Source organism: Thermanaerovibrio acidaminovorans DSM 6589, from assembly GCF_000024905.1.
GTDB classification, from domain to species: Bacteria; Synergistota; Synergistia; order Synergistales; family Synergistaceae; genus Thermanaerovibrio; species Thermanaerovibrio acidaminovorans.
In genome coordinates this window covers 265,148-289,202 of sequence record NC_013522.1, presented here as the reverse complement: position 1 = coordinate 289,202, position 24,055 = coordinate 265,148, and the positions used below count along the sequence as shown (strand labels likewise).

Genomic DNA, 24,055 nt, shown 5'->3' with positions numbered 1-24,055 from the left:
GCCCTCCCCCGGCCACTCTCTAATCCAGCCTGGGGGCCTCGGACAGGAGTTGCCGGGCTATCCGCTGGCCCGTAGGGGTGGCGGCGAGTCCCCCCTCGGAGGTCTCCCTCAGGGCGGAGGGCAGGGCCAGGCCAACGCTGTCCATGGCGTCCACCACCTCGTCGGGGGGCACGGTGGACCTGATCCCCGCCATGGCCAGGTCGGAACAGAGCACCGCCATGCCCACCATGGTGCCGTTCCTGAGCACGCAGGGGACCTCCACCAGCCCCGCTATGGGATCGCACACCAACCCCATGATTGACTGGAGGACCAGGGCGGAGGAGTGGAAGACCGCCTCCGGATCTCCCCCCCTCAGGTACGTGAGGGCCGCGGCGGCCATGGCGGCGGCGGCGCCGCACTCCGCCTGGCATCCCCCCTCGGCCCCCGCCAGGGTGGCCCTCTGGGCGATGACGGACCCCACTGCCCCCGCCACGATGAGGGCCTTGAGCAGCTCCTCCTCCGATGGGTCGTTGAGCCTGGAGTAGGCCCCAAGGACCCCGGGCACTATGCCGCAGCTGCCCGCGGTGGGGCATGCCACGATGCGCCTCATGGCGGCGTTCCCCACCGCCACCTTCATGGCCATGGAGCAGGCGGTGGCCACCAGGTCCCCCGAGAGGGCCCCCTGGGACCTCCGGTAGGCCTCCAGGGCCTCCCCCTCTCCCCCCACCAGCCGCCCCCGGGGGGGGCGCTGCTCCACCGACAGGACCGAGGACTTCATCTCCCGGAGCCGGTCCAGCATCCGGCCGGCTATCACGTCCCTGGGAAGCCCCCTCTCCTCCTCCTCCATGGAGAGGATGGCCTCCGGCAGGGGCAGGCTCCTGCAACGTTCCAGTATGGACTCGAAGGATCTCATCGCACTTCCTCCCCGCCGGCGGGTATCAACATCAGGCGCCTTATCGCACTGTGGCAGCCCTTTATCCTCTCCACCACCTGCTCCGGGGGCAGGCCGTCCAGCTCAAGCACCATGGCGGCCCCCTTGCCACGCCCCTGCCGGTGGACGTTCATGGACCCCACGTTGATGCCCGCCTCCGCCAGGATGGCGGTGACCGCTGCTATGACCCCCGGCTCATCCCGGTGAAAGGTCACCATGGTGGGCAGCTCACCAGTGGCTCTGAGGACGAAGCCGTCCACCTCCTGGAGCTCCACCGCCCCCCCGCCAAGGGAGGCACCCACCACCTCCATGGTCCTCTCCCCCTCCCGGATGACGAACCGGACCGAGTTTGGATGGGCCCCATCCACCTTCTCCCCGTGGAACCGGTAGCGGACCCCCCGCTCGGCGGCGATCCGGAACGAGTCCTTCAGCGCCTCATCGCTGGGGGAGAAGCCCATGAGCCCCGCCAAAAGGGCCCTGTCGGTCCCGTGTCCCCAGAACGTGGCGGCGAAGCTGCACCGAAGGTATATGTCCACGTCGGTCACCTCGCCTCCCCAACAAAGCCTCGCCAGGTTGCCCAGCCTCACCGCCCCGGCGGTGTGGCTGGATGAGGGCCCCACCATCACGGGACCCACTATCTCCTCCAAAGCCATCTGAACACCTCCAAAACTAGCCGCTCATGAGCCCCTTGAGGACCGGCTTCTGAACCATGGCCACCATGGGGTCCCTCGCCATGGCCTCCTCCACCTCCTCCTGGTCCAGGGCGCTGATCACCACCACCGGCACGGGCTTTAGCCCCCGGGAGGATTCCAGGGTCCGGATCCCCTCCAGCACCTCCGCCCCGTCCGCCCGGGGCATCAGCATGTCAAGCACCACCCCGTCGAAGGGATTGCCCAGATCCAGCGCCTCCTCGAAGAGCCTCAGCGCCTCCTGGCCATCCTCCGCCAGGACCACTTCCCCCATATCCTCCAGGTATATCCTGAACAGCCGGCCGCTGCTGACGTCATCATCCGCCACCAGGAAACGCAAGGCCATCACCCCACAATCTCACTTTAAGTTCAATTTTACCATCCGATCCCAGCCCGCGGAAGGATCCCCAACCATGGGATGGGGGGGCGGGAACCGCCGGTGATGTTATAATTTTCTTCAGATCCGAGGGGTAACTTAACCCCCATAAAGTTCAAATTAAGCTGGGGGGGGTTTGATGAGGGAGGTGCGCTTCAAGGTCCCCCTCATGTTCACCCTTCTCTTCCTGGCCCTGTCGGGGATTCTGTACCTTTCACTGTTGGCCCGGGCGGACCGGGTCCTCTACCAGCTCGAGCTGTCCAACGGGATCAAGGGGGGCGAGGCGGTCAGGAACTTCCTGGACCACCAGGCCCGGCAGCTGGACCTCCTCTGTCTGGACTGGGCCAGCTGGGATCAGATGTACCACTTCGTTGAGGGGCGGATGGAGTCCTTCGAGAGGCAGATCCTGAGCTACGAGAGCCTGGAGAACGCGGAGGTCTCCCACGGGGCGTTGTTCCGCAGGGACCTCACGGTGGTCTGGCACGGGAAGCCCGAGGGGAGGATCAGGTCCGTGGTGCCCTGCGCCCCGGAGGAGCTCACCAAGCTGCGGGAGACGGTGATCCGGGCGGAGAGGTACGGGTACGCCCGGGGGCTCACGGTCATGTCGGACCGGATACTGATGGTATCCGCCAGGCAGGTCAAGGACACCGCCATGGGGCTCCCGTACAATGGATGGCTTGTCCTGGCCAGGCCCCTGGCCTCCGCCGGGGAGCTCCGGAGGGTGTTGCCCAGCCTGGTTGACGTCCGTCCCTCCCAGGTGGCCATGGAGCCCAAGGTGGTCACCGTGCCGGTGAGCCCCTCGGTGATGGAGACCCGGGTCCCCCTGATGGACATAACCGGCCGCTGGTCCATGGAGGCCCGGCTCCGGGTGGATCGGTGGATCGCCATGGGGCTTCGGGAGCTCATGGGGATGGTGCTGGTGGGGATCGCCATGCTGGGGGTGAGCCTAGGCACCGCCATATTCCTATGGCACAGGACCAGCATATCCCAGCCGTTGGAGGAGATGCGGCGCCGGATATCCCGAATGATCTCCGAGGGGGGCTTGAGGCCCCTGGAGGCTCCATCGGAGGAGCTGGAGTCGGTGGTGGGGCTCGCCAACCTGCTGATAAGGCACTGCACCACCATGGAGCGGCGGCTCATAGGGGAGAACCGGCGGATCCGGGAGATCCTGGACGGGATGGACCTGTTGGTGGCCCTTTGCACCACCTCCGGGGACGTGACCTTCGCCAACCGGGCCATGAGGGACCTCTTCGACTCCCTGGAGCCCCTGGTGGGCCGGAAGATATGGGAGATCGGGGACGTGGAGGACCGGGAGAGGATCAGGGACCGGTTCCTGGCCACCGCCGAGGGGGCCCCTCAGCTGATAAGGGTCCACCTGAGGGAGAAGCGCACGTCCATGGTGATGAACATGTCCCACGTTCACCGGGTGGGAGGCGACGGGGAGGTGCTGGTCCTATGCAGGAGGTCCAGCGCTCACATCCCCCCCGGCATCTTCGCCTGATTCCATCCGGTGCCGCAGGCACCCCATGGTGCGCAGGGTGACGAGCCCACTGACCTTGAAACAACCCCATAGGCCCGCCAGGGCAATCAGGAGCTTGAGGGGGGTCACGGGCCTCAAGTCCAGCGACAGGCCCGGCCACAGGGCCCTCACCGCCAGGCTGTAGATAAGGTATCCCCCCCAGAGGAGGCCAACCCGGAGGATGGCCTCCACGCAACCCATCCGGTCTTCGAAGGACCTGGCCATCAGCGGTCCGGCACCAGTTCCTCGTCCCCCAGGGGAAGGTTGAGCACCTGCCCCACCTTCAGCCGAGACGGATCGGACAGGCCGTTGTGCCGGGACAGCACCGTCCAGGCCTGCCCCTCCCCGTAGAGCCGGCGGGAGATGAGCCACAGGCTGTCTCCCCGCTGGACAGTGTAGCTCCGCTCCACCTGGAGCCCCCTCAGGTCCACGTTCTTGATCCCCTCCATGGCGTAGAGGGCCATCTCCACCTGATAGCGGGTGAGGAGGCTTGGCACCTTGCCGTAGGCCCGTACGGAGTCCCCATCCTGCTCCACCAGGACCTCCACCCTGCCCCGGGAGGCTGATGTGCCCTGCCTCACCCGGGTGAAGCCCAGGGTGTAGGTTCCCTTGACAGGCTCGGAGAGCTTGGAGATGTCGTAGTAGTAGTGGGCCTCCAGGGGGGTCGGTTCCGGACCCCGGAGCCACCGCTCGATCCCCTTGGCCCCCAGGGAAAGGGCCACCAGCAGCACCGCCACCCCGCCGACGGCCATGAGGGACTTCACCGCCAGCCCCATCCGGTAGGCCGCCAGGATGACGGACCTCTTGCCCTCCTCTATGCTCTTGGCCAGCGACAGGGTCCGCTTGAGGGCGAAGTTGCCCGGCTGCAGTTCCGCCGCCCGGCGCCACAGCTCCACCGCCTTCTGGTCCTGCCCCTTGTGGAAGTATATCCGGGCCAAGAGGTCCATGGCCTGGGGGTTCGTGGAGCCCTCCTTGTATATGAGCCGGAACAGGATCTCCTCCGCCTCGAGCATGTCGCCGCACCGGACCAGCCACTGGGCCCGCCAGATGATCACCGACTCCACCAGGGCCGCTATGGCCTCCACCCTCTGGTAGCCCTCCAGGACCGCCTTGGCCCCCGAGGCACCGGGAAGCCCCTCCAGCTTCGGGGCCCCGTGATGCCGCCTATGCGGGATCGCCATCCGCCTCACCCCCTGGACGACCCAGGATGACCTCCCCCACCTGGATCACCTCGCCCTTCAGCATGATGGTGGGGCGCAGGGCCTCCACGATCATCTCCCTCTCCAGCCCCGGCACCTGCACCACCTGGACCACCTTGGGGACCATGCCCAGGGGGACCTCCCCCACGTGATCGATCAGCTGAACCCCCTGACTTGCCATGGACTCCCAGGTGCTCTCCAGGGCGAAGATGGCCTCCTTTATCTCCTTTGGGACCCTCTTCATGGCCTCCACCTTCTTCTTGACCCGCCAGACCCCGGTGCCCAGCTCCGCCAGGAACCGGGCCAGGTCCCTCTTGTCCCGGCGGTGCACGTCCTCCGCGGAGATCAGCGCCGGCTGGATGAGCTGGATCAGCTCCTCAAGGGTGTCCAGCTGATCCCCGTCGAACTCGGGCTCAGGCAACCGTAGCTCCTCCGGGTAGAGGAGCTGCCTCAGCTTCCAAGACAGCTTAGATCGCAAGCTCATGAGGGGATCCCTCCGCTCCCTTTGATTGCGATGATCACTGGCCACCCCTGGGGGGGACCAGGCGGCTAACCAGGGGCATGGCCCTCAGGGCCTTAACCAGAGGCACCCCCAGGCCGAAACAGACCCCCGCCTCCCCCACCGCCACGTAGGCCATGGAGAGGTACCAGGGCATCCCTAGGAGGACCGACAGGTACCCCCCCACTACGAGGCCGTTCACCAGCACGGGCCAGAGGGCCGCCCAGTACTCGTTCCTGGCCCTCATGGTGAGGTACGCCGCCAGGCCGGTGGCCAGGGTGCCGAACACCACGTCCACCCAGCCTAAGCCCCCCAGCAGGTTGGATATGAGGCACCCAACAACCAGTCCCGCCGCCGCCTCGGGCCACAGGAACGGGAAGAGGGTCAGCACCTCCGACACCCGGAACTGGACCGCCCCGTAGGATATGGGGGCGAAGGCCAGGGTGAGCGCCACGTAGGCGGCCCCGATAAGCCCTGCCCTGGAAAGCTTGGAAACCTTAGGATCCCACATGATGATGCCTCCCCGACGTGGAAAAAGGTATCAAAAAATCCTCCGGGGCGGACGCCCCGGCCTTTCGTATTATAAACTATACTCCGGGATCCTCCGAAAGGATCCGCAAGGAAGGGACTTTAGCACTAACCAAGGGGGGTAGCCCGATTGGGTTCCGGAGAGAAGAATGAGAGGACGGGCAGGGTATCGGTGCTGGGGGCTGGGAGCTGGGGGACTGCGGTGGCGGACCTGATAGCCCGGGGAGGGCTGGAGGTCACCATATGGTGTAGGGATCCGGAGGGGGCCAGGCGGATGAACTCCTCGGGAAGGAACCCCAGGTACCTGACGGAGGTGTTGCTCGGGTCCAACGTGACGGTGACCCACCATCTGGAGGAGGCCCTGGAGGGAGCGGAACTCATCGTGTCCGCGGTGCCCGCCCAGGCGGTGAGGGAGCTGCTCAAGGCCAGCTCATCCGCGGCTCCCCCCTCCGCCCGGTGGCTCAACCTGGCGAAGGGGATAGAGATATCCACCGGCAAGCTGCTCCACCAGGTATTCGAGGAGCAACTCCCCGGCGTCTCCTACTCGATCCTGTCCGGCCCCAGCCACGCGGAGGAGGTTGCCCGGGGACTACCCACCGCGGTGGTGGTGGCATCCTCCCGCCCGGAGGACGCCCGGCTCTGGCAGGAGGTGCTCAACTCCAGCCGGTTCAGGGTCTACGCCAGCTCCGACGTGGTGGGGGTTGAGCTCGGCGGGGCGGTGAAGAACGTGATAGCCATAGCCTGCGGGATGGCCCGGGCCATGAGGATGGGGGACAACGGGATCTCCGCCCTGGCCACCCGGGGCCTGGCGGAGATGACCCGGCTGGCATCCAGGATGGGGGCGGACCCCCTTACCCTGTCGGGCCTGGCGGGGGTGGGGGACCTGATGGCCACCTGCTTCAGCATGAACTCCAGAAACCTTAAGCTGGGGATGCTGGTGGGTTCCGGCAAGGACCTGCAGGAGGCCCGGCAGGAGCTGGGCCAGGTGGCGGAGGGGGCCTTCACCGCCCAGGCGATCCGCAACCACGCCAGAAGCTGGGGGGTGGAGATGCCCATATGCGAGGGGGTCTACCGGGTCCTCTTCGAGGGGGAGCTGCCCAGGCGCCTCATGGAGGAGCTGCTCTGCCGGGAGCCCAAGATGGAGATCTACCCGGGCTGACCCCGGGTGGCCAGGTGCCGCAAGGCCAGCTGGACCACCGACTCCAGGGCGTCCACCTCCGGGTACCGCAACACCGGGGCTATCCACTGGACCCGCTGGGACACCCTCTCCGCCAGGGCGGCGAAGGCGGCCCCACCGCCGCAGAGGGCCATGAAGTCCACCCGTCCACCCAGAGACTGGGCCATGGATCCCATCTCCTGGGCCAGCTGGTGGGCCATGGCCTCCACCACCAGCCGGGCCTTCTGGTCCCCCCGGTGGTACAAAGCCTCCACCTCCACCAGGTCGTAGGTGCCCAGGTAACCCACCACCCCTCCTCCCCCCGCCACCAGGCGGGTCAGGTCCTCCCGCCTCAGCGCCCCGCTCATGGCGCGCCGAACCAGCTCCATGGCGGGGAGGGAGCCGGCGAAGGCCACCGAGAAGGGGCCGGTCTCCTCCGGGTTGTTGGAGTCCACCACGCGCCCCCCCTTGAGGGCACAGACCGAAGTTCCCCTGCCCAGGTAGGCCACCACCGCCGAGGCCTCGGGGGGATACAGCCCCTCCTCCCGGGCCCTAAGGTAGCACCACTTGACCTGGGGGGCGTGGCGCAGGGGCCTTATGGGGAGCTCCGGCAACCCCGTGAGGCCCCGGACCCCCTCCCGGGCGGTGAAGGGCTCCACCAGCAGGGCCTCCACCCCAAGCATGTGCGACAGCTCCAGGGCCACCAGTGGGGCGAGCCCCATGGGGCCCGATGAGGCCAGCATGTCCCGGTCCGGGTCGGACAGGGGGAGGACACCCCCTTCGGTGCAGCCGTCGAAGCCGCCGCTGGCCGCCACGGCCGAGACCACAAGGTCCCCCAAGGAGGAGACGGTCCTCTCAGCCAGGCCCGAGGCGGATGGGCGGTCCCCCTGCCCCAGCTGAATCAAGCCGCTCAACGGGGTGGTCCCGTCGTCCCTTCTGGCCAGGAACTCCAGCCCTCTGGAGCTCAGGTTCAGGCCCAGCAAGCATCTCATGGCAACTCCCCCTCGGACTCAGGAATGGCTTCAACATCATCCAACGTAAAGGAAAACTCCGCAAGGACCTGCCGGCCGGGGCCTTTTGGTTTATACTTATGGCTTGATCACTAACGGGAAAGAAGGGTTTGGTATGATGCTCTGCTATCACGATGGGCAGTTCACTCCCTTGGAGAAGGCTTACGTCCCCCTGTCGGACTACGCCATCCAGAGGGGCATAGGGGTCTTCGAGTCCATAAGGACCTACGATCGGCGCCCCTTCGCCCCGGGGCCCCACCTGGAGCGGCTACTTCGGAGCGCCGAGCAGGCGGGCATAGAGGCCAGGGAGATAATCTCCCAGATCCCCGCCGTCTTCCGGGAGGGGCTAGGCAGGCCGGAGCTACAGGGCGGGGAGATAATAATGAAGCCCTACGTCACCGGCGGGGACGTGATGGTTAACAAGCGCTTCCCCAACCCCAGGCTCTACGTGCTCTTCGAGCCCCTGGAGTTGCCGGACCCGGGGCTCTATCAGACAGGGATAACCCTGGAGCCGGTGAACATGGAGCGTCCGTTCCCCCTCATAAAGAGCATAAACTACATGTTCGGCTACATCCCCGTTGCGGGCCGGGGGGACGTGTTCGAGTCCCTTTTCTGCCCCGACGGGGAGATCACCGAGGCCTCATCCAGCAACTTCTTCCTCTGCGTGGACGGCAAGCTGGTAACCGCCCCGGTGGGGCGGGTGCTCCCGGGCATAACCCGGGGCATCGTGCTGCACCTGGCCAGGGAGGCGGGCTTCAAGGTGGAGGAGCGCTGCCCCAAGGTGACCGAGCTGGACCGGGCGGACGAGGCGTTCATAACCGGCTCCATAAAGGAGGTCCTGGGGGTGACCCGGATAGGGGGCCGGCGCATTGGAAACGGCAGGCCCGGACCGGTCACCCAACACCTCCACCGCCTCTACCGGGCCTCCATTCACAAGTGGCTGGGCTGACGGGCAAGATTAACAAATACGGCCAGACGATCGGGACCAGGGGATCGGCCATCGGCCACCCCAGGTCCCGATTAAATTGAAGATTGAGTCTTGGTTTGTTAAACATTTTTTGGTACCATCTACCCGTGCCTCGGCGACTCAACTTTGACGGGTGCCTGTAAAATATCTGATGACAGAGATGATCGCCCCGGGGCGGACAAAACGCAAAAAGGAGAGTCCTCATGTCACCCACCCAGTGGCCCACCACCATCCAGAGCGCATTCACCCCCGTGACCCGGAGGGACTGGGAGGTCCGATTGGCGGTCCTATCCAGAGGGGGTGAGGTGGTCCAGCTGGAGGACTCCGCCCGGGAGCTTCTGGACCGGGTGGGAGGAGTGGACTCACTCCTCAGGTCCATGAGCCGGAGGGACCAGCTGGGCCTTAGGGAGGCCTTCGTGGGGGCCCTTAAGGGCCGCTCGTCGGTGCTCAAGGTGAGCACCGGGGACCTGGGGCTGGTGGTGTGCGTACAGCCCTTCGGGGACGGGGCCTCGGTGGCGGTTCTGCCCCGCCTATCAAGCTGGGAGGGGGCGTTGATCCAGGAGGTGGACCAGATGTGCGCCGTCCTGGACGGCTCGGGGCGGGTCCGGGCGGTGACCACCGCCATGCTGGAGGGCCTAAAGGCCACCAGGGGGGATGTGTTGGGACGCCGGTTCTCCAGGTTCCTCCAGAGCCCCGCCACCGCATCCAGCATAGCCTTCATAGTGAAGGATAAGGGCCTCTGGGAGGGGGAGGCCAACGTCCGGCGCCTGGACGGGGGGGTGGTGCCCATGAGGATCCGGGTCCGCTCCACCGGGGAGATTCACCACCCAAAGGGGAGCTACTGCGTGACGCTGGAGACCGCCAAGCGGGAGGCCAGCTACGGCTGGGAGGCGAGCCACGACCCGGTGACCGCCCTGCCAACCCGGCCGGTGCTCCTGGACATGCTCAAGGAGGAGGGGCTGACCCCCGACTCCCCTCCCCTGGCCATCCTCCTGGTGGACCTGGACCGGTTCCGAGACGTGAACGTCCTCCTGGGGCACGACGGCGGGGACCGGGTGCTGATGCTGGCCTTAAGGCGCATAAGGGAGGCGTTAGGGCCCGTGGAGGGCATCTTCCGGCTGGACGGCAACACCTTCTGCGCGGTGATCCGGTGCGGCGATCCGGAGGCCACCATGGCGGGGGATCAGCTGGTGGAGGTCTTCAAGGCCCCCATAACGGAGACCCAGCCGGTCATAACCGTTGGGTGTAGCGTGGGCATATCGGTGGCCCCCCAGGACGGGACCCGGGGGGACGAGCTGCTGGACAAGGCCCTCCATGCCCTTCGTCGGGCCAAGGAGCTGGGGGGTGGCCGATGCGTCCGGTTCGATCGGCAGATCCGCCGGGAGTTTAACATGCGGATGGTGCTGGAGAACAGCATGCGTCGGGCCATAAAGGAAGGGCAGTTCGAGCTCTACTATCAGCCGCTGGTGAACCCCCTGTCCTGCCGGGTGGTGGCCATGGAGGCGTTGCTCCGGTGGCCCACCGGCAAGGGGACCTACGTCCCCCCCTCCAAGTTCATCCCCATAGCGGAGGCCACGGGGCTCATCCTTGAGATGGCGAGTGGGTGCTGAACAGGGCCTGCACGGACGCCAAGCGCTGGTCCCAGGGGCCCATAGGGCAGGTTCCCGTGTCGGTGAACCTGTCTGGCACGGAGCTGAGGCTGGGCAATCCGGAGGAGAAGATCCGACGGGCCCTTGACAAGTCTGGGTTGGACCCGTCGATGCTCATAGTTGAAATATCGGAGAACGCCCTCCTGGAGGAACGCCGCCGGGCGGAGCGGGTCTTCTGCGACTTGAGAAAGACCGGCGTAAGGGTCTACATCGACGACTTCGGAACCGGCTACTCGTCCCTGAGCTACCTTCGGGACTTCACCCTGGACGGCCTCAAGGTGGACAAGGCCTTCGTGAGCGGGGTTCCAAGGAACGAGAAGGACCTAGCCCTCATATCCGCCATCCTGGGGATGGCCAAGGCGCTGTGCCTGGACACGGTGGTTGAGGGGGTGGAGACCCAGGAGCAGTGCTCCGCCATGAGCAACATGGGAATTGACTGCGTCCAGGGTTTCCTCTTCAGTCCCCCAAGGCCCCTGGAGCACATAGAGGCCATGGTAAACTCCCGGGGCATATTGTTGCCCCCAGCGGCGCCCAGGGGCAACCAGGAGGCTTAGCCTCCCGCGGAGGTAGGCCCGCCCCTTCCGCGGGACCTACGCTGGCCCGCTGGGGTCGCAAGCCCCAATGGAACGAAGACTCCGGCGCACCATGAGAAACCCTAGCATACATCCCCCCACATCCGCTACGGGCAGGGAGGCCCATACGCCGGTTATGCCCATTATGGGTGGAAGTATCATCAGCGGGATCATTACGAAGATCACGATGCGGCACATGGCGGTGATTAGCCCCGCCCGCCAGTTGCCTATGCCCTGGAAGTAATAGGCGGCGGTTATGGACATGCCCGCCATGGGGGCCCCCGCATAGGATACCCTTAGCCCCCAGGCAGCCATGTCCAGCAGAACTGGGTCGTCCTTCACGAACAGGGAGACCAGCTCCGGGGCGAAGATCTGCACCAAGAGCAGGCTCAAGCAGAAGTAGCCCACCGCGTAGCCCACCGCGGTCCAGATTGCCCTTCTGACCCGTTGCAGGTTCCCGGCTCCATAGTTGTAGCCTATGATGGGCTGGGCCCCCTCCCCAACCCCTATGGCGGGAAGGAAGAAAAGGGCGTCCAGGCCGAAGAATATCCCCAGCGCAGAGAGCCCCGCGTCGCCCCCGTAGAGCTTCACCTGACGGTTCATGATGGCGATCACGATGGTGAATCCCATCTCGGTGAGCCCCGATGGGAGCCCAACGGAGAAGATTCGGCCCATCCGGGATGGCTCCGGGACCATGTGCCGAGGGCGGATTCGGGATGAGTTTAGCACCAGGGCGGCGCCCAGGAGGGCCTGAACGGCCTGGGACGCAACGGTGGCCCAAGCGGCCCCTTCAACCCCCATGTGGAGGACCATTACCCACCACCAGTCCAGGGCTATGTTGAGGAAGGCCCCCACCAGCTGGATCCCCATGGCGGCGTTGGGCCTGCCCATGGGACGAAGCACCGGGGTGAAGGTCATCCCCAGCACCGAGAAGGGGGCACCCAAAAGGATCACCCGTAGGTACCGTTGCGCCATGGGCAGTATCTCCCCCGATCCTCCCTGGGACCTCAAGAGCCCCTCCATCCCCCAGAAGCCCAGGGCCAGCATCACCACCGAGCCCACCAGGGCCATCAGGATCCCGTTACCCAGGTACCGCCTGGCCCCCTCCCGATCCGAGGCTCCCAGCGATATGGCCATCCGGGCGGAGGTGCCAACCCCGCACACCAGCCCCCAGGATATGAAGGCCAGCATGAAGGGAAATGCCAGCGACAGGGCCGCTAAACCGGAGGATCCCACCGCCCTGCCGACGAACACCCGGTCAGTTATGTTGTAGAGCGCGTGGGCCAGCAGGGCCACGATGGCGGGACCCGAGAAGCGAACTATCAGCGACGGTATCGGATCCCTGCCCAGGATCTCGTCTCTCAATCGAATTACCCCCCTTGGACCACCCTAAAATTATGATATAATTATAGCAACTGGGGCGCCGTAAAGGAAAATAATTTTCCATTCTGAAAGATCCAACCGATGCTATAATCTACGGTGTACCGGACATCGCCGGCGAAGGAGGGGTTGGAATGCGCGTTATGTGAGCTATCGTTAGGCCGCATGTCATGCGCGCACCCCTTGAGTCTACCGGAGGCCGGCGGTGTCGAACCCTCCCCTTGAGGTCCTTGGTCCACCACGGGTGAGATCTTACGGACCTTGTCAAATCGAGCCGCCGTCCTCCGGTCCATAGAGAGGCTATAGCCCTCTTTGATCCGGAAGGAGGAGAGTGTACCAATGGCGGACTACCGGGAGATGTGGAGCCAACTGGGCCTGGATCTGGAGCTTCACGACCAGCTCTGCGCGGCCCTTCCCCCCCTCTTCGAGGGGGCCTTCCTTCACCAGAAGGACAGGCCATCGGGCATGGACTACTTCAACATGGTGATAGCGGAGGTTCACGGGCTAAGGATCAAGGAGCTGGTGGACCACAAGCGCAACGGGGGCTTCGTGGCCGGGTCCTTCTGCGTCTACGTGCCGGAGGAGCTGGTGATGGCCCTCGGGGGCGTCATGGTGGGGCTCTGCGCGGGATCCCAGTTCTGGGTCCCGGAGGGTGAGAAGGTGCTTCCCCGGAACCTGTGTCCGCTGATCAAGGCCGCCCTGGGGGCCAAGCTCTCCAAGACCTGTCCCTACTTCCAGTCGGTGGACCTGGTGATAGCGGAGAACACCTGCGACGGCAAGAAGAAGGCCTGGGAGGAGATGGGGCGCCTGGTGCCCACCCACGTGATGGACCTGCCGAACCGGAAGTCCCCCGAGGGGCTGGCCCTCTGGCGGGCGGAGGTGCGGCGGCTGGTCTCCCGCCTGGAGGGGATCTCGGGCCGGAAGCTCACCTACGACTCCCTGCTCTCCGCCATAGACAAGGTGGAGGCCAAGAGGCAGGCCCTGCGGGAGCTCTACGAGACCCGCAAGGCGGACCCGGTCCCCATATCGGGGATCGACGCCTTGGTGGCCTCCCAGATAGCCTTCTACGACGATCCGGACCGATTCACCGCCATGACCGCCCAGCTTGCCCAGGAGTGTGCCCAAAGGGTGCAGGGGGGTATTGGGGTATTCCCCAAGGGAACCAAGCGGATACTGCTGACCGGAAGCCCCATAGTGGTCCCCAACTGGAAGGTCCATCACGTGATCGAGACCACCGGGGCCGTGGTGGTGGTGGAAGAGAACTGCACCGGGACCAGGTACTTCACCGGCTCGGTGGATCGCTCCCCCAGGGACCTGGATGGTCTCCTGGACGCCCTGGCGGACCGGTACATCCGGGACATCAACTGCGCCTGCTTCTCCCCCAACGACGGCCGGGCAGACGACGTGGTGCGCCTGGCCCGGGAGTACAAGGTGGACGGGGTGGTGGACGTTACGCTGAGCTTCTGCTCCACCTACCAGGTGGAACAGGGGTCTCTGCAGCGCCGGATGAAGGCGGAGGGGATCCCCTTCCTGGCGCTGGAGACCGACTACGCCCCCGGGGACGAGGGACAGATGAGGACCAGGATAGAGGCCTTCCTGGAGAGCCTCTAGGGCAGGGGAAAGTCATCACCGTGATCCTTGGGATAGACGCAGGCAGCCGGTTCATAAAGTGGGCCCTGATGGACCGGCACCGGGTGGCGGACCTGGGGAGGATCTCCTCCGAGGGGGCGGACCTGACAGGCCTTCCTAAGCTCCTGCCCCGCGCATCCTCCGCGGGGGTGACCGGCTACGGCCGGCACCTTCTCCGGGAGGTCTTCCCCGCGTGTCGGGTCCTGTCCGAGATATCCGCCCACGCCCTGGGGGCCAGGCACCTTAAGGGGGACACCACCCTGGTGCTGGACGTGGGGGGCCAGGACAGCAAGGCAATAGAGATGGACCGATCCGGGAGGGTGCTGGACTTCCGGGTCAACGACCGTTGCGCCGCCGGCACCGGCAGGTTCCTGGAGAACATGGGGCGGGTGCTGGGGATAGGAGTGCAGGATATGATCCAGGAGGCCATTAGGGCCCAGCGGTCCGCACCGGTGAGCTCCATGTGCGCCGTCTTCGCCGAGAGCGAGGTGATCTCCCTCCTCTCGAAGGGGACCCCCAGGGGGGAGGTGGCCAGGGGCATATTCGAGTCCCTCAGGGGCCGGCTCGAGGCGTTGGCGTCCTGCCTGTCCAAGGGGGACTTCGCCTTCACCGGGGGGCTGTCGGAGGTATCCGGCGCGGGGGAGGCCCTGTCGTCCCGGTCGGTGCGGCTGATCCCGCTCCCCAACGGGGCCTACGCGGGGGCCATCGGCGCCGCCCTGGCGGCCATGGGTAATTAAGGATGGCCGGGTGGGTCTACTGCCTCTTCGAGAGCGCCTCGGAGGGGATGATGTTGCACCGACGTCTCAGGGAGGTGGGGCTGGAGCACCACATATGCCCCTCCCCCAGGCACCTGACCGAGAGCTGCGGCATAGCCCTGAAGATGAGTGGGGAGCTGGTGGAGCGGGCCCTGGAGGCCGCCTCGGAGCTCAAACTGAGGGTACGGGTGGTGGAATCCAATTGAAAACTACGGAGGTGATCCCTTTGGTTAAGGTGGATGCCCGGGGTCAGTCGTGCCCCAAGCCGGTGATGATGGCCAAGGAGGCGGTGGACCGCGGGGCCTCCCGGCTGGAGGTGCTGGTGGACAATCCGGTCTCCGGGGAGAACGTGACCAGGTTCCTCAAGGGGCAGGGGTTCCAGGTGACCAGGTCCGAGGGACCGGAGGGGATCCTGCTGACCGCCGAGAGGTCCGCTCCCCCGGCGGAGGTGCCCGAGGATCACCCGCCCTGCTCCTGCCCGTCCGACGCGCCGTCCAAGGCCCCCATGGGGCTCCTCATCCTGTCCAGGACCCTGGGGGGCGAGTCGGCGGAGCTGGGGGAGGCGCTCATGAAGGCCTTCCTGGACACCATGAGGCAGGCGGGGACCGTGTCGGTGGTGGCCCTCATGAACGGCGGGGTGTTCCTCTCCCTGCCCGACTCCTCCGCCAGCGACACGCTGAAGGAGATGGAGGCCCAGGGCACCAGGGTGCTGGTCTGCGGCACCTGCACCAAGCACTTCGGCGTCACCGACCGGGTGTGCGTGGGCTCCATATCCAACATGTTCGAGATCACGTCCGAGGTGTTCGCCGCGGCGAAGCCGGTGGTGATCGGCTGATGTCCTGCCGGGTTTACCTCAACAACGCGGCCACCACCTGGCCCAAGCCGCCGGCGGTGGCGGAGGCCATGTACCGCTTCATGACCCATGGGGGGGCCAACCTGGCCAGGGGCTCCGCCTCCCCGGGGGACCTGGAGACCATGGACCAGGTCCTCTCCTGCCGGGAGGAGCTGGCGGATCTCCTGGGCGCTCCCGACGGGGATCCCAGGTACGTTACCTTCACATCCAACGTCACCGAGGCGTTGAACGTGGTGCTCAAGGGGTACCTGAGGCCTGGCATGACGGTGGTAACCTCCTCCATGGAGCACAACGCGGTGATTCGCCCCTTGAGGCGCCTTGAGGCCTCGGGGGTCACTGTGCGGGTGGTGCAGTGCGATGCTGAGGGGTTCCTGCCCCTTGGCGACCTGGGCCAGGCCCTCCAGGGGGCGGATCTGGCGGTGCTGTGCCACGGCAGCAACGTGTGCGGCACCCTGCAGGACCTGGAGGCCATATCCGAAGCCTGCCGCCTGCGTGGGGTCCCGCTGGTGCTGGATTCCGCCCAGACCGCCGGGGTGGAGCCCATCAGCGTGGAGGATCTGGGCCTTGGGGCCCTGTGCTTCACCGGACACAAGGGGCTCATGGGGCCCCAGGGGGTAGGGGGGATCGTTTGGAACCCCCACATGGCGGAGGCCTGCTCCCCTCTGGTGGACGGGGGCACCGGTAGCTTCTCCCATGAGGAGGTGCAGCCTAATGTGATGCCCGACAAGTTCGAGGCGGGGACCCCAAACCTTCCGGGCATAGTGGGACTCCGGGCTGCGCTGGGCTGGATCCGGGAGGTGGGGATCCAAGGGATCCGGGAGAGGGAGATGGCCCTCAAGGGGATCCTGCTGGAGGGGCTCTCCCAGATCAAGGGGGTCCAGATCCTGGGGCCCAGGGACTCCCGGCGTGGCCTCGGGGTGGTGGCATTGAACCACCCGTCGGTGGACAACGGGACCCTGGCCATGGAGCTATCCGAGCGGGGCATAGAGACCCGGCCGGGGCTCCACTGTGCACCCCTGGCCCACAGGACCCTGGGGACCTTCCCCCAGGGGGCGCTTAGGCTCTCGGTGGGGTACTTCAACACCGAGGAGGAGGTCCGGATGGCGGTGGGGGCCATCCAGGAGGTCTTGAGATCCCACATGTGAGGTGGGACCTCATTATGGAATACTTGTGAAGGAGGCGATGGGTTTGAACAAGGCAGGCGGCTTGCTCACGTCCCGGTTGGGTCCGGTGATAACCGGCGTGGCGGTGGGGGTCCTGGCACCGCTCCTGGTGCACCTGGGGAACCCGGGGAACATGGGGATCTGCGTGGCTTGCTTCACCCGGGACATAGCGGGGGGACTCGGGCTGCACCGGGCGGCGGTGGTTCAATACCTGAGGCCCGAGATACCGGGCATCCTGTTGGGGGCCTTAGGGGCCTCGTTGGTATTCGGGGAGATGAGGCCCCGGGCGGGCTCCTCCCCCATCATCCGTTTCTTCCTGGGCTTCTTCGCCATGGTGGGGGCGCTGATATTCCTGGGCTGCCCCTGGCGGGCGTACCTGAGGCTCGCCGCGGGGGACCTTACCGCCGTGGCGGGGATAGCGGGGCTGATCGCCGGCATAGCGTTGGGCATATACTTCCTCTGGAACGGGTTCAACCTGGGCAGGTCCAGGCCCGCCACCCGGGCCACGGGCTACGTGATGCCCGTGGCCATGCTGGGGCTCCTGGCCCTGCTGGTGGCGTCTCCACTCATGGGGCGCACCCCCGACGGGGACCCTACGGGTCCCATCTTCTTCTCCGCCCAGGGGCCGGGGGCCATGCACGCCTCGGTGGCCATATCCCTGGTAGCGGGGCTACTTATCGGCTGGATGGCCCAGAGGAGCCGGTTCTGCACCGTTGGGGCCTTCCGGGACCTGATGATGCTGAAGGACCCCCACCTCTTCTGGGGCATAGGTGCCCTGGTGGTGACGGCGGTGATCACCAACCTGGCGCTCGGGCAGTTCAAGCTCGGAATGGAGGGACAGCCGGTGGCCCACGCCAACCACCTTTGGAACTTCCTTGGGATGGTCCTGTCGGGGCTGGCGTTCACCCTGGCGGGGGGTTGCCCGGGCAGGCAGGTGATAATGGCCGGCGAGGGGGACTCGGATGCGTCGGTGTTCGTGCTGGGCATGCTGGTAGGGGCCGCCTTCGCCCACAACTTCACACTGGCCAGCACTCCAAAGGGGCCGTCCCCCTACGTGATGGGGGCCTGGGCGCTGGGTATGGCCTTCTGCGTGGCGGTGGGCTTCCTCAACAGGAACGAGAACGTCTAGGGAGGAGGGTTTTCCCATGTCTTCCGACAGGATAGTGGACGCCCGGGGGCTGTCGTGCCCCCAGCCGGTTCTCATGACCCGGCGGGCCCTGGAGGAGTCCGGTGACCTGCCCCTGACGGTGCTGGTGAGCACCGTGACCTCCAGGGAGAACGTGATCCGGTTCGGCACGTCGAAGGGCCTCAAGGTCAGCTTCGAGGAGACCCCGGAGGGGGACTTCAGGGTGACCTTCAGCCGCTAGTGATAGAGGTCATCTGGCGGGAGGGGGGTGACCCCCTCCCTTTTCATTTAGGTCAACCGGTGCCACCGGGGGTGTAAACCGTTGAGGTACCTCTTGGGGTGGATCCGTGTGAGAATTTGCATGGACTACCCTACGGTGAGGGGGAGTGGAGATGGATCAGAGACCCGGGCTCGGCCTGCCCTCCGGCGACGGGGGCGGCGCATCGGCCGATCAGATGATAGAGGCCCTGTCGGACCTGGACGGGCTGCTGAGGTCGTTCCTCCGGGAGCAGCATCTGGCGGTGGCGCTGGCTAGCGCTGACTCCTCGGGGCTCCTGAGGGAGCTAGACCAGGGGCGGCTGGCGCTGGACAAGGCCTGCAACGAGATGGAGAGCAGCCGCAGGCGGATGGCGGAGGTCATAAGGGACGTGGAGTCCATGAAGGGCAGCCTGGAGATGGCGGTCCAGGACGGGGACAGGAGCACGGACATGATGGAGCGGGCCACCAGGTCCCTGGACGAGATGAACCGGTCCTTCGAGGACGTTCAGGGGCTGGTGGCCTCCCTGGCGTCGGTGGCCAAGGACGTGGCGGAGATGCTCAACGGCATCGAGCGGGTGGCCAAGCAGACCAACCTGCTGGCCCTCAACGCCGCCATCGAGGCCGCCCGGGCGGGGGAGCACGGCAAGGGCTTTGCTGTGGTGGCCGACGAGGTGCGGAAGCTGGCGGCGGAGAGCACCGGGATAACCAAGAGGATCGCCTCCCTGATGGAGATGCTGTCCAAGAAGACCCAGGAAACCCAGGAGGGGATCGCGACCTTCCGGGAGCTGAAGGAGGCCACGGTCCAGGAGATCCTGGAGGGGGCCAGGACCCTCAAGGGCTCCATGGCGAACCTCAGGGCCTCCTCCACGAAGTTGCAGGACATATCCAGGCGGGTGGAGGAACAGGGTGAGATCGAGGGGGCGGTGCTGGAGAGGACCTGCGCCATCGGACACAAGATAAGCGAGGCGGTGGAGGTGTCCACCGCCCAGGAGGCCAAGCGGAGGTCCCTCTTCTCCGGCCTGGAGCGGTACGCCAAGGAGGCCAGGAGGAACTTCGATCGGTTCCTCAAGATCCGGTCCGCCGCTTCCGTCCCGGGGAGGATCACCTTCGGCCACGACGACTCCTACGCCCCCTGGGTCTACCTGTCCGAGGGGACCTCCAAGGGGATAAGCGTGGAGGTGGCCCGGAAGGCCGCCTCCGCCCTGGGGCTAAATGGGGACTTCATCGGTGCCCCGTGGGACCAGGTCTTCCCCCTGCTTGTGGAGGGCCGGATAGACGTCATCCTGAACGCCGGCTGGCCGAACTCCTACTTCGACAGCTTCCCCGTGGCGGCCACCAGGCCCTACGGGACCTTCAAGACCCGCATCTACGCCTCCCGGAAGGACGGTCTCGGAAGGACCAGGGACCTGGGATCCCTCCGGGACATGAAGGGGATGTCCGTTGGGGTCCAGAGGGGGGGCACCGGCAACCTCATATCCATCCTCAAGTCCCGGGGGGCAAGGGTGGTTGAGATAGATAACGACCCGCTGAGCTTCGCGGAACACATGTGGAACCGGGTGGACCTGGTGGCCTGCGAGGAGCGGGTGGCCAAGCACCTGAACGACACCATCTACGACGGGCTCTTCGAGCCCGTGGGGGACGTGCTTGAGACGGTCAACGTGGTCATGCTGGTCCACCGGGACCGACAGGATCTGCTCCAGAGGCTGAACGGCGCCATCTGATAACCTGGCTTACCGCCCCCCATCCGCGGAAGGGGGGCTTTACATGTCCAGAGACTTCTCGTATAACAATCTGAATATTCAGGATCGGGGACGATAACCATGAGGGGAACCAGTTTGGCACTTGCGATGGTGCTGGTGCTGTTGGTGGCCGGGTCCGCCCTGGCGGGAAGTGGCACCGGATCGGGCACCCAGGTTAGAGGCGCGCGGGGAGGAACGCGGAGCTGACGTCAACGCCCTTAATTGTCCCCGCGGGGGTCACCGCCACGATAACCAACGTCACCTGCGATGGGGATGGGTTCTGGATCGAGGGTCCCGTATCCGCCTCCTTCAGCACCGGTGCAGAGGCCATAGGGTTCAGGCTTCCCAGCGGCACGTACCGGTTCTATCCTAACCTCAAGGAGGGGCAGTTTCCCCAGCAGAAGGCGAGGGTATCCGTGACGGCCACTTGGCCCTGAGGGAGGGCGATTAGAAGGGGGGCTATGCCCCCCCTTCCCGTTTTAAAGATCTGCCCCTTCGAGCACCCTCTCCGCCGCCTGGCATGCGGTCCTGACCATTAGTTCCAGCTCGTCTTCCCCTATAACGTACGGCGGGAGGAAGTAGATGACATCCCCCAGGGGCCTCAAGAGCACCCCCCGCCTCATGCACTCAAGCCCGATCTGTCGCCCTAGCCTCATTTGAGGCGGCAGGAGAGATCCGTCGGGACGGCGCAACTCAACCGCCCCCACCAGCCCCAAGGACCTAATGTCCCATGTGTACCTAAAGGGCCTGAAGTATCGCTCCATCAGGTCCACGAGGCGATCCCCGAGTCGTCCCACCAGGGCCGTTACCTCCATATCCTCCAGCATCTTCAGCACCTCTATCCCCAGGGCACACCCCAGGGGGTTGCCGCAGTAGCTGTGGCTGTGGAGGAAGGCCCGCTCCAGGCCCCCTCCGTAGAAGGCCTGGTAGATCCCTTCGGTGGCCAGCACCGCCGAGAAGGGCATCATCCCGCCGGTTATGCCCTTGGATAGGCACACCAGGTCCGGCACCACCCCCGCGTGCTGGTAGGCGAAGATCCTTCCGGTCCGGCCGAACCCCATGGCTATCTCGTCGTCGATGAAGAGGATCCCCAGGCGCCCCGCCGCCTCCCGGAGCCCCCGGAAGTATCCGGCGGGGTACATCCTCATCCCCGCCGCCCCCTGGACCAGGGGCTCCACGATCACCGCACAGACCTCCGGTGCGGCCGCTTCGAGGGTTGCCACGTCCCTCTTGAGACACTCAAGGGAGCAGAAGCTCCGCGTACCTCCGTAGGAGCAGTCGACACAGTTGGGACCCTCTAGCCTCAGATTGCGGCGGGTTATACCCCGGTAGGGCTCCCCGTATAGCCCCAGGTCTCCCACGCTCAAGGCCCCCAGGGTCTCCCCGTGGTAGCTACCCGACAGGTGGGCGAACAACTTCCGCTCCGGGTGCCCAAGATTGACCTGGTAGTGGTAGGCCATCTTCATGGCCAGCTCCACCGCGGAGGACCCGTTGTCCGCGTAGAAGACCCGATGGAGGCCCGACAGGGCGGTGAGCCGCTCGGAGAGCTCCACCGCCCAGGGGTGGGTGAGGGAGGCGAACATGCAGTGGTCCAGCCGGGAGGCCTGATCCGCCAGGACCCTCAACAACCGTGGGTGGCAGTGGCCGAAGAGGTTCACCCACCAGGAGGATATGCCGTCCAGGAGACGGCCCCCGTTCTCCAGGTGGAGCCACACCCCCCTGGCGGAGGTGACCACCAGGGGGGGGAAATCTTGGTGGTCCGCCATCTGGGTGCAGGGATGCCAGTTGACCCTTAGATCCCGCTCCACCAGGCTACTCATCCTCAAGCCCCATCACCTCCATGAAGGTCTCCATCCACTCCCCCACCAGGTCCCCGTGAGACCCCTCCGGGGCCACGGTGAACACCGGGACCCCACAGTTGTCCCGGATCCAGCGGGCGTTGTCCCGGTGGATCGGGTCCTCCGGGTCGAAACGGTTCAGGACGACGCACCGTACGTCCACCCCCAGGGACCGTAGGTACTCCAGGCCGGTCACCACACAGCTCAAGGTCCCAAGGCCCCCGGGGGCCACAAGGGCGGCGGGATGACCCCATCGGGCCACCCAGTGGGCCAGCATGAGCCCATCCCCCAGGGGTACCGCCGCCCCCCCGGCCCCCTCGATGAGGGTCACCGGGTGGGACCGGATAACCAGGTCCAGCCGGTCCCTCACCAGCGCCTCCTCCCTGGGCCCTATGGAGGCCCCCTCCAGGGAGGCGGAAAGGTGGGGCGAGGCGGGGAAGCGGAACCATAGGCCCACCAGGTCCCTTGGGTCCGCGCCGGTGACCCGGGAGACCGCCACCCCGTCCTCCGGCATGGGCACCCGGTCCACCAGCCGGACCCCGGTGCCCACGGGCTTGAAGTAGCCCCAGCGCCGCCCCATGGCGCCGGCGGCCCGGAGGATCAGGCAGGACAGGTGGGTCTTCCCCACGTCGGTCCCGGTGCCAAGGATCCAGAAGGCGCCGCTCACCGAGCCATCACCGGGGCCAGCCCAAGGGAGGAGATCATCTCCAGGTCCTCCTGGAAGGACACCCCCCGGGTTGTCAGGTAGTCGCCGGTCATGAGGGAGTCCACCGGCCCCTCCAGGGAGCGCCGGTCCATGGGGCGGATGAGCCGACGCCCACCGGCGATCCGGATCCTCGCCGTGGGATGGATGTAGCGCAGGACGCAGACGAACCGGAGGAAGTCCTCGGGGGGAAGGGGGGCGGCCCCCTCCAGGGGGGTCCCCCCTATGGGATCCAGAACGTTCACCGGGAAGGATTGCGCCCCCAGCCGGCGGCTCCAGACCGACAGGGCTAGCCGGTCCTCCCAGCCCTCCCCCATGCCGATGATGCCACCGCAACAGACCTGGAACCCCATGGTCCGGGCCATGCTTATGAACTCCATCTTCTGCCCCCACCAGTGGGTGGAGCAGACCTTGGGGAAGAAGGCGGGGGAGGCCTCCAGGTTGCAGTGGATCCGCTCCACCCCGGCCAGCTGGAGCCGCAGTAGATCCCGCCGGTCCAACATCCCCAGGGACACGCAGGGGGAGAGCCCCATGTCCCGGAGGATGGGGGCCGCCTGGACCGCCAGGTCCACCACCCATCCGGGGGCCCTGAGCCCCGAGGAGACCAGGGAGAACCGGGCCACCCCGAAGGACCGGGCCCTGCGGGCCATGGAGATCACCGAGTCCAGGTCCAGGTCCACCACTGCCCCCCCAGGGGCCCGGGTGGACTGGGCGCAGAAGGCGCAGTCCTCGGAGCAACCCCCGGTGTGTACCGAGCATATGGAGCAGAGCTCCACCCCGGCCGGCACCAGGGCCCGCCGGATCATGCGGGCCCCCTCCTCCAGCTCCTCCAGGGGACAGGAGAGCAGCTCCAGCGCATCCTCCACATGGATGGACCCGCCGCACAGGACCGACCGGGCGGCGGAGATGGCCAGGGACACGACCCTACCCCCTCACCAGCCGGACACCCAGCTTATCGAGCCGGAGGGCCACCATGGCGATCAGGGCGCACAGCACCAGGTCCCCGCCTATGGGGGTCAGGAAACCCACCTTGACCGCCCAGGCCACTCCGCGCCCCTTGCCCAGGTACATGTCCACGATCATCCACAGGTACGGGACCCCCACCAGGTAGATCACCGCAAGGCCCCCCAGGGCCGCCAGGTAGGCCCACAGGAAGTTCCTTGCTTTGGCCCTCTCCCAGATGAGCCCCGTCAGGTACCCCCCGAGGCAGAAGCCCACCAGGTAGCCGAAGGTGGGCTGGAAGACGTAGGAGGGGCCGCCGCCGGCGGTGAAGACCGGAAGGCCAGAAAGCCCCATGAGGACGTAGATCACCTGGGAGGCGAAGCCCCACCGGGAGCCCAGCAGGATCCCCGACAGGGCGCAGAAGAAGAACTGGAGCGTGAAGGGGACGTAAGGGATGGGGATCCGGATGAAGGCCCCAACCGCGGTCAGGGCGGCGAAGAGCCCCGCCAAAACCCAATGCCTGGTCCTAGAGGAAGAAGCGCTTATGGAATGCAACTTGCCACACCCCCATTTACGGGCTGAGCCCGGGATGTGG

The 24,055-nt window shown here is 66.3% G+C and carries 24 protein-coding genes and 1 pseudogene; 12 read left to right on the top strand and 13 right to left on the bottom strand.

All coding sequences use genetic code 11. The features are described 5' to 3' along the window. Positions 1-19 precede the first annotated feature (19 nt). The 3 genes from sdaAA to TACI_RS01320 are packed head-to-tail and all read right to left on the bottom strand — an operon-like array spanning position 20 to position 1,945. Positions 20-892: an L-serine ammonia-lyase, iron-sulfur-dependent, subunit alpha gene (gene sdaAA, locus TACI_RS01330; RefSeq protein ID WP_012869020.1), complete on the bottom strand. Its 873-nt coding sequence runs from the start codon at positions 890-892 to the stop codon at positions 20-22. Next, entirely contained in the window at positions 889-1,563 is a 675-nt protein-coding gene (gene sdaAB, locus TACI_RS01325) for an L-serine ammonia-lyase, iron-sulfur-dependent subunit beta (RefSeq protein ID WP_012869019.1), read from the bottom strand. The genes sdaAA and sdaAB overlap by 4 nt, the downstream gene beginning before the upstream one ends. Before the next feature lie 16 nt (positions 1,564-1,579). Further along, on the bottom strand, positions 1,580-1,945 hold the full coding sequence (locus tag TACI_RS01320) for a response regulator (RefSeq protein WP_012869018.1): 366 nt from the start codon (positions 1,943-1,945) through the stop codon (positions 1,580-1,582). A gap of 169 nt (positions 1,946-2,114) precedes the next feature. Between TACI_RS01320 and TACI_RS01315 the strand changes: the two genes are divergently transcribed. Further along, positions 2,115-3,476: a CHASE4 domain-containing protein gene (locus tag TACI_RS01315; protein ID WP_012869017.1), complete on the top strand. Its 1,362-nt coding sequence runs from the start codon at positions 2,115-2,117 to the stop codon at positions 3,474-3,476. Here the strand turns inward: TACI_RS01315 and TACI_RS01310 are convergent. Genes TACI_RS01310 through TACI_RS01295 form a run of 4 tightly spaced genes read right to left on the bottom strand, consistent with a single transcriptional unit; the run spans position 3,429 to position 5,703 of the window. Further along, positions 3,429-3,719 (bottom strand): hypothetical protein, encoded by a 291-nt coding sequence (locus TACI_RS01310; protein ID WP_012869016.1) that lies wholly within the window; start codon positions 3,717-3,719, stop codon positions 3,429-3,431. The genes TACI_RS01315 and TACI_RS01310 overlap by 48 nt on opposite strands. Next, complete coding sequence (locus TACI_RS01305) at positions 3,719-4,675, bottom strand: LysM peptidoglycan-binding domain-containing protein (RefSeq protein WP_012869015.1); 957 nt, start codon at positions 4,673-4,675, stop codon at positions 3,719-3,721. The genes TACI_RS01310 and TACI_RS01305 overlap by 1 nt, the downstream gene beginning before the upstream one ends. Then, a complete protein-coding gene (locus TACI_RS01300; RefSeq protein WP_012869014.1) occupies positions 4,659-5,177 on the bottom strand; it encodes a hypothetical protein in 519 nt (172 codons plus the stop codon). The genes TACI_RS01305 and TACI_RS01300 overlap by 17 nt, the downstream gene beginning before the upstream one ends. Positions 5,178-5,211: 34 nt before the next feature. Further along, positions 5,212-5,703 carry a QueT transporter family protein gene (locus TACI_RS01295; protein WP_012869013.1) on the bottom strand — a complete coding sequence of 164 codons (492 nt, stop codon included), beginning with the start codon at positions 5,701-5,703 and terminating at the stop codon, positions 5,212-5,214. A 147-nt stretch (positions 5,704-5,850) separates the two neighbouring features. On the opposite strand from TACI_RS01295, the gene TACI_RS01290 reads away from it, so the two are divergent. Further along, positions 5,851-6,879, top strand: coding sequence for an NAD(P)H-dependent glycerol-3-phosphate dehydrogenase (locus TACI_RS01290; protein WP_012869012.1), 1,029 nt, complete (start codon positions 5,851-5,853; stop codon positions 6,877-6,879). Here the strand turns inward: TACI_RS01290 and TACI_RS01285 are convergent. Beyond that, positions 6,867-7,868, bottom strand: a complete 1,002-nt coding sequence (locus tag TACI_RS01285; RefSeq protein ID WP_012869011.1) for an acetate and sugar kinases/Hsc70/actin family protein — start codon at positions 7,866-7,868, stop codon at positions 6,867-6,869. The genes TACI_RS01290 and TACI_RS01285 overlap by 13 nt on opposite strands. A gap of 133 nt (positions 7,869-8,001) precedes the next feature. On the opposite strand from TACI_RS01285, the gene TACI_RS01280 reads away from it, so the two are divergent. Both TACI_RS01280 and TACI_RS09200 read left to right on the top strand, forming a co-directional pair. Then, the gene (locus TACI_RS01280; RefSeq protein ID WP_012869010.1) at positions 8,002-8,835 is read left to right on the top strand and encodes an aminotransferase class IV; all 834 of its coding nucleotides are present in this window, start codon (positions 8,002-8,004) and stop codon (positions 8,833-8,835) included. A gap of 221 nt (positions 8,836-9,056) precedes the next feature. Continuing rightward, positions 9,057-11,056: pseudogene (locus TACI_RS09200) on the top strand (putative bifunctional diguanylate cyclase/phosphodiesterase). A 36-nt stretch (positions 11,057-11,092) separates the two neighbouring features. Here TACI_RS09200 and TACI_RS01265 read toward each other — a convergent pair. Continuing rightward, positions 11,093-12,439: an MATE family efflux transporter gene (locus TACI_RS01265; protein WP_012869009.1), complete on the bottom strand. Its 1,347-nt coding sequence runs from the start codon at positions 12,437-12,439 to the stop codon at positions 11,093-11,095. A gap of 354 nt (positions 12,440-12,793) precedes the next feature. Here TACI_RS01265 and TACI_RS01260 point away from each other — a divergent pair, with 354 nt between their 5' ends. The 8 genes from TACI_RS01260 to TACI_RS09525 all read left to right on the top strand — a co-directional run bounded on the left by TACI_RS01260 (position 12,794) and on the right by TACI_RS09525 (position 19,959). After that, on the top strand, positions 12,794-14,065 hold the full coding sequence (locus TACI_RS01260) for a double-cubane-cluster-containing anaerobic reductase (protein ID WP_012869008.1): 1,272 nt from the start codon (positions 12,794-12,796) through the stop codon (positions 14,063-14,065). Positions 14,066-14,085: 20 nt separating this feature from the next. Further along, the gene (locus TACI_RS01255; RefSeq protein WP_012869007.1) at positions 14,086-14,820 is read left to right on the top strand and encodes an acyl-CoA dehydratase activase; all 735 of its coding nucleotides are present in this window, start codon (positions 14,086-14,088) and stop codon (positions 14,818-14,820) included. A gap of 2 nt (positions 14,821-14,822) precedes the next feature. Further along, entirely contained in the window at positions 14,823-15,044 is a 222-nt protein-coding gene (locus tag TACI_RS01250) for a putative Se/S carrier protein (protein WP_012869006.1), read from the top strand. 29 nt (positions 15,045-15,073) lie between these two features. Further along, positions 15,074-15,673, top strand: coding sequence for a sulfurtransferase-like selenium metabolism protein YedF (gene yedF / locus TACI_RS01245; protein ID WP_242601164.1), 600 nt, complete (start codon positions 15,074-15,076; stop codon positions 15,671-15,673). Further along, entirely contained in the window at positions 15,673-16,836 is a 1,164-nt protein-coding gene (locus tag TACI_RS01240; RefSeq protein ID WP_012869004.1) for an aminotransferase class V-fold PLP-dependent enzyme, read from the top strand. Before yedF ends, TACI_RS01240 begins: the two co-directional genes overlap by 1 nt. Before the next feature lie 43 nt (positions 16,837-16,879). Next, positions 16,880-17,983: a YedE family putative selenium transporter gene (gene yedE, locus TACI_RS01235; RefSeq protein ID WP_012869003.1), complete on the top strand. Its 1,104-nt coding sequence runs from the start codon at positions 16,880-16,882 to the stop codon at positions 17,981-17,983. A gap of 16 nt (positions 17,984-17,999) precedes the next feature. Beyond that, positions 18,000-18,221 carry a sulfurtransferase TusA family protein gene (locus TACI_RS01230; RefSeq protein ID WP_012869002.1) on the top strand — a complete coding sequence of 74 codons (222 nt, stop codon included), beginning with the start codon at positions 18,000-18,002 and terminating at the stop codon, positions 18,219-18,221. 151 nt (positions 18,222-18,372) lie between these two features. Then, positions 18,373-19,959 (top strand): methyl-accepting chemotaxis protein, encoded by a 1,587-nt coding sequence (locus TACI_RS09525; protein ID WP_012869001.1) that lies wholly within the window; start codon positions 18,373-18,375, stop codon positions 19,957-19,959. A gap of 497 nt (positions 19,960-20,456) precedes the next feature. On the opposite strand, the gene bioA is transcribed toward TACI_RS09525, so the two are convergent. Genes bioA through TACI_RS01205 form a run of 4 tightly spaced genes read right to left on the bottom strand, consistent with a single transcriptional unit; the run spans position 20,457 to position 24,015 of the window. Next, positions 20,457-21,797, bottom strand: a complete 1,341-nt coding sequence (bioA, locus tag TACI_RS01220; protein ID WP_164925292.1) for an adenosylmethionine--8-amino-7-oxononanoate transaminase — start codon at positions 21,795-21,797, stop codon at positions 20,457-20,459. Next, positions 21,790-22,482 (bottom strand): dethiobiotin synthase, encoded by a 693-nt coding sequence (gene bioD / locus TACI_RS01215; protein WP_012868999.1) that lies wholly within the window; start codon positions 22,480-22,482, stop codon positions 21,790-21,792. The genes bioA and bioD overlap by 8 nt, the downstream gene beginning before the upstream one ends. Beyond that, positions 22,479-23,438 (bottom strand): biotin synthase BioB, encoded by a 960-nt coding sequence (bioB, locus tag TACI_RS01210; RefSeq protein ID WP_012868998.1) that lies wholly within the window; start codon positions 23,436-23,438, stop codon positions 22,479-22,481. The genes bioD and bioB overlap by 4 nt, the downstream gene beginning before the upstream one ends. A gap of 4 nt (positions 23,439-23,442) precedes the next feature. Then, a complete protein-coding gene (locus TACI_RS01205; protein WP_012868997.1) occupies positions 23,443-24,015 on the bottom strand; it encodes a biotin transporter BioY in 573 nt (190 codons plus the stop codon). Positions 24,016-24,055 lie beyond the last annotated feature (40 nt).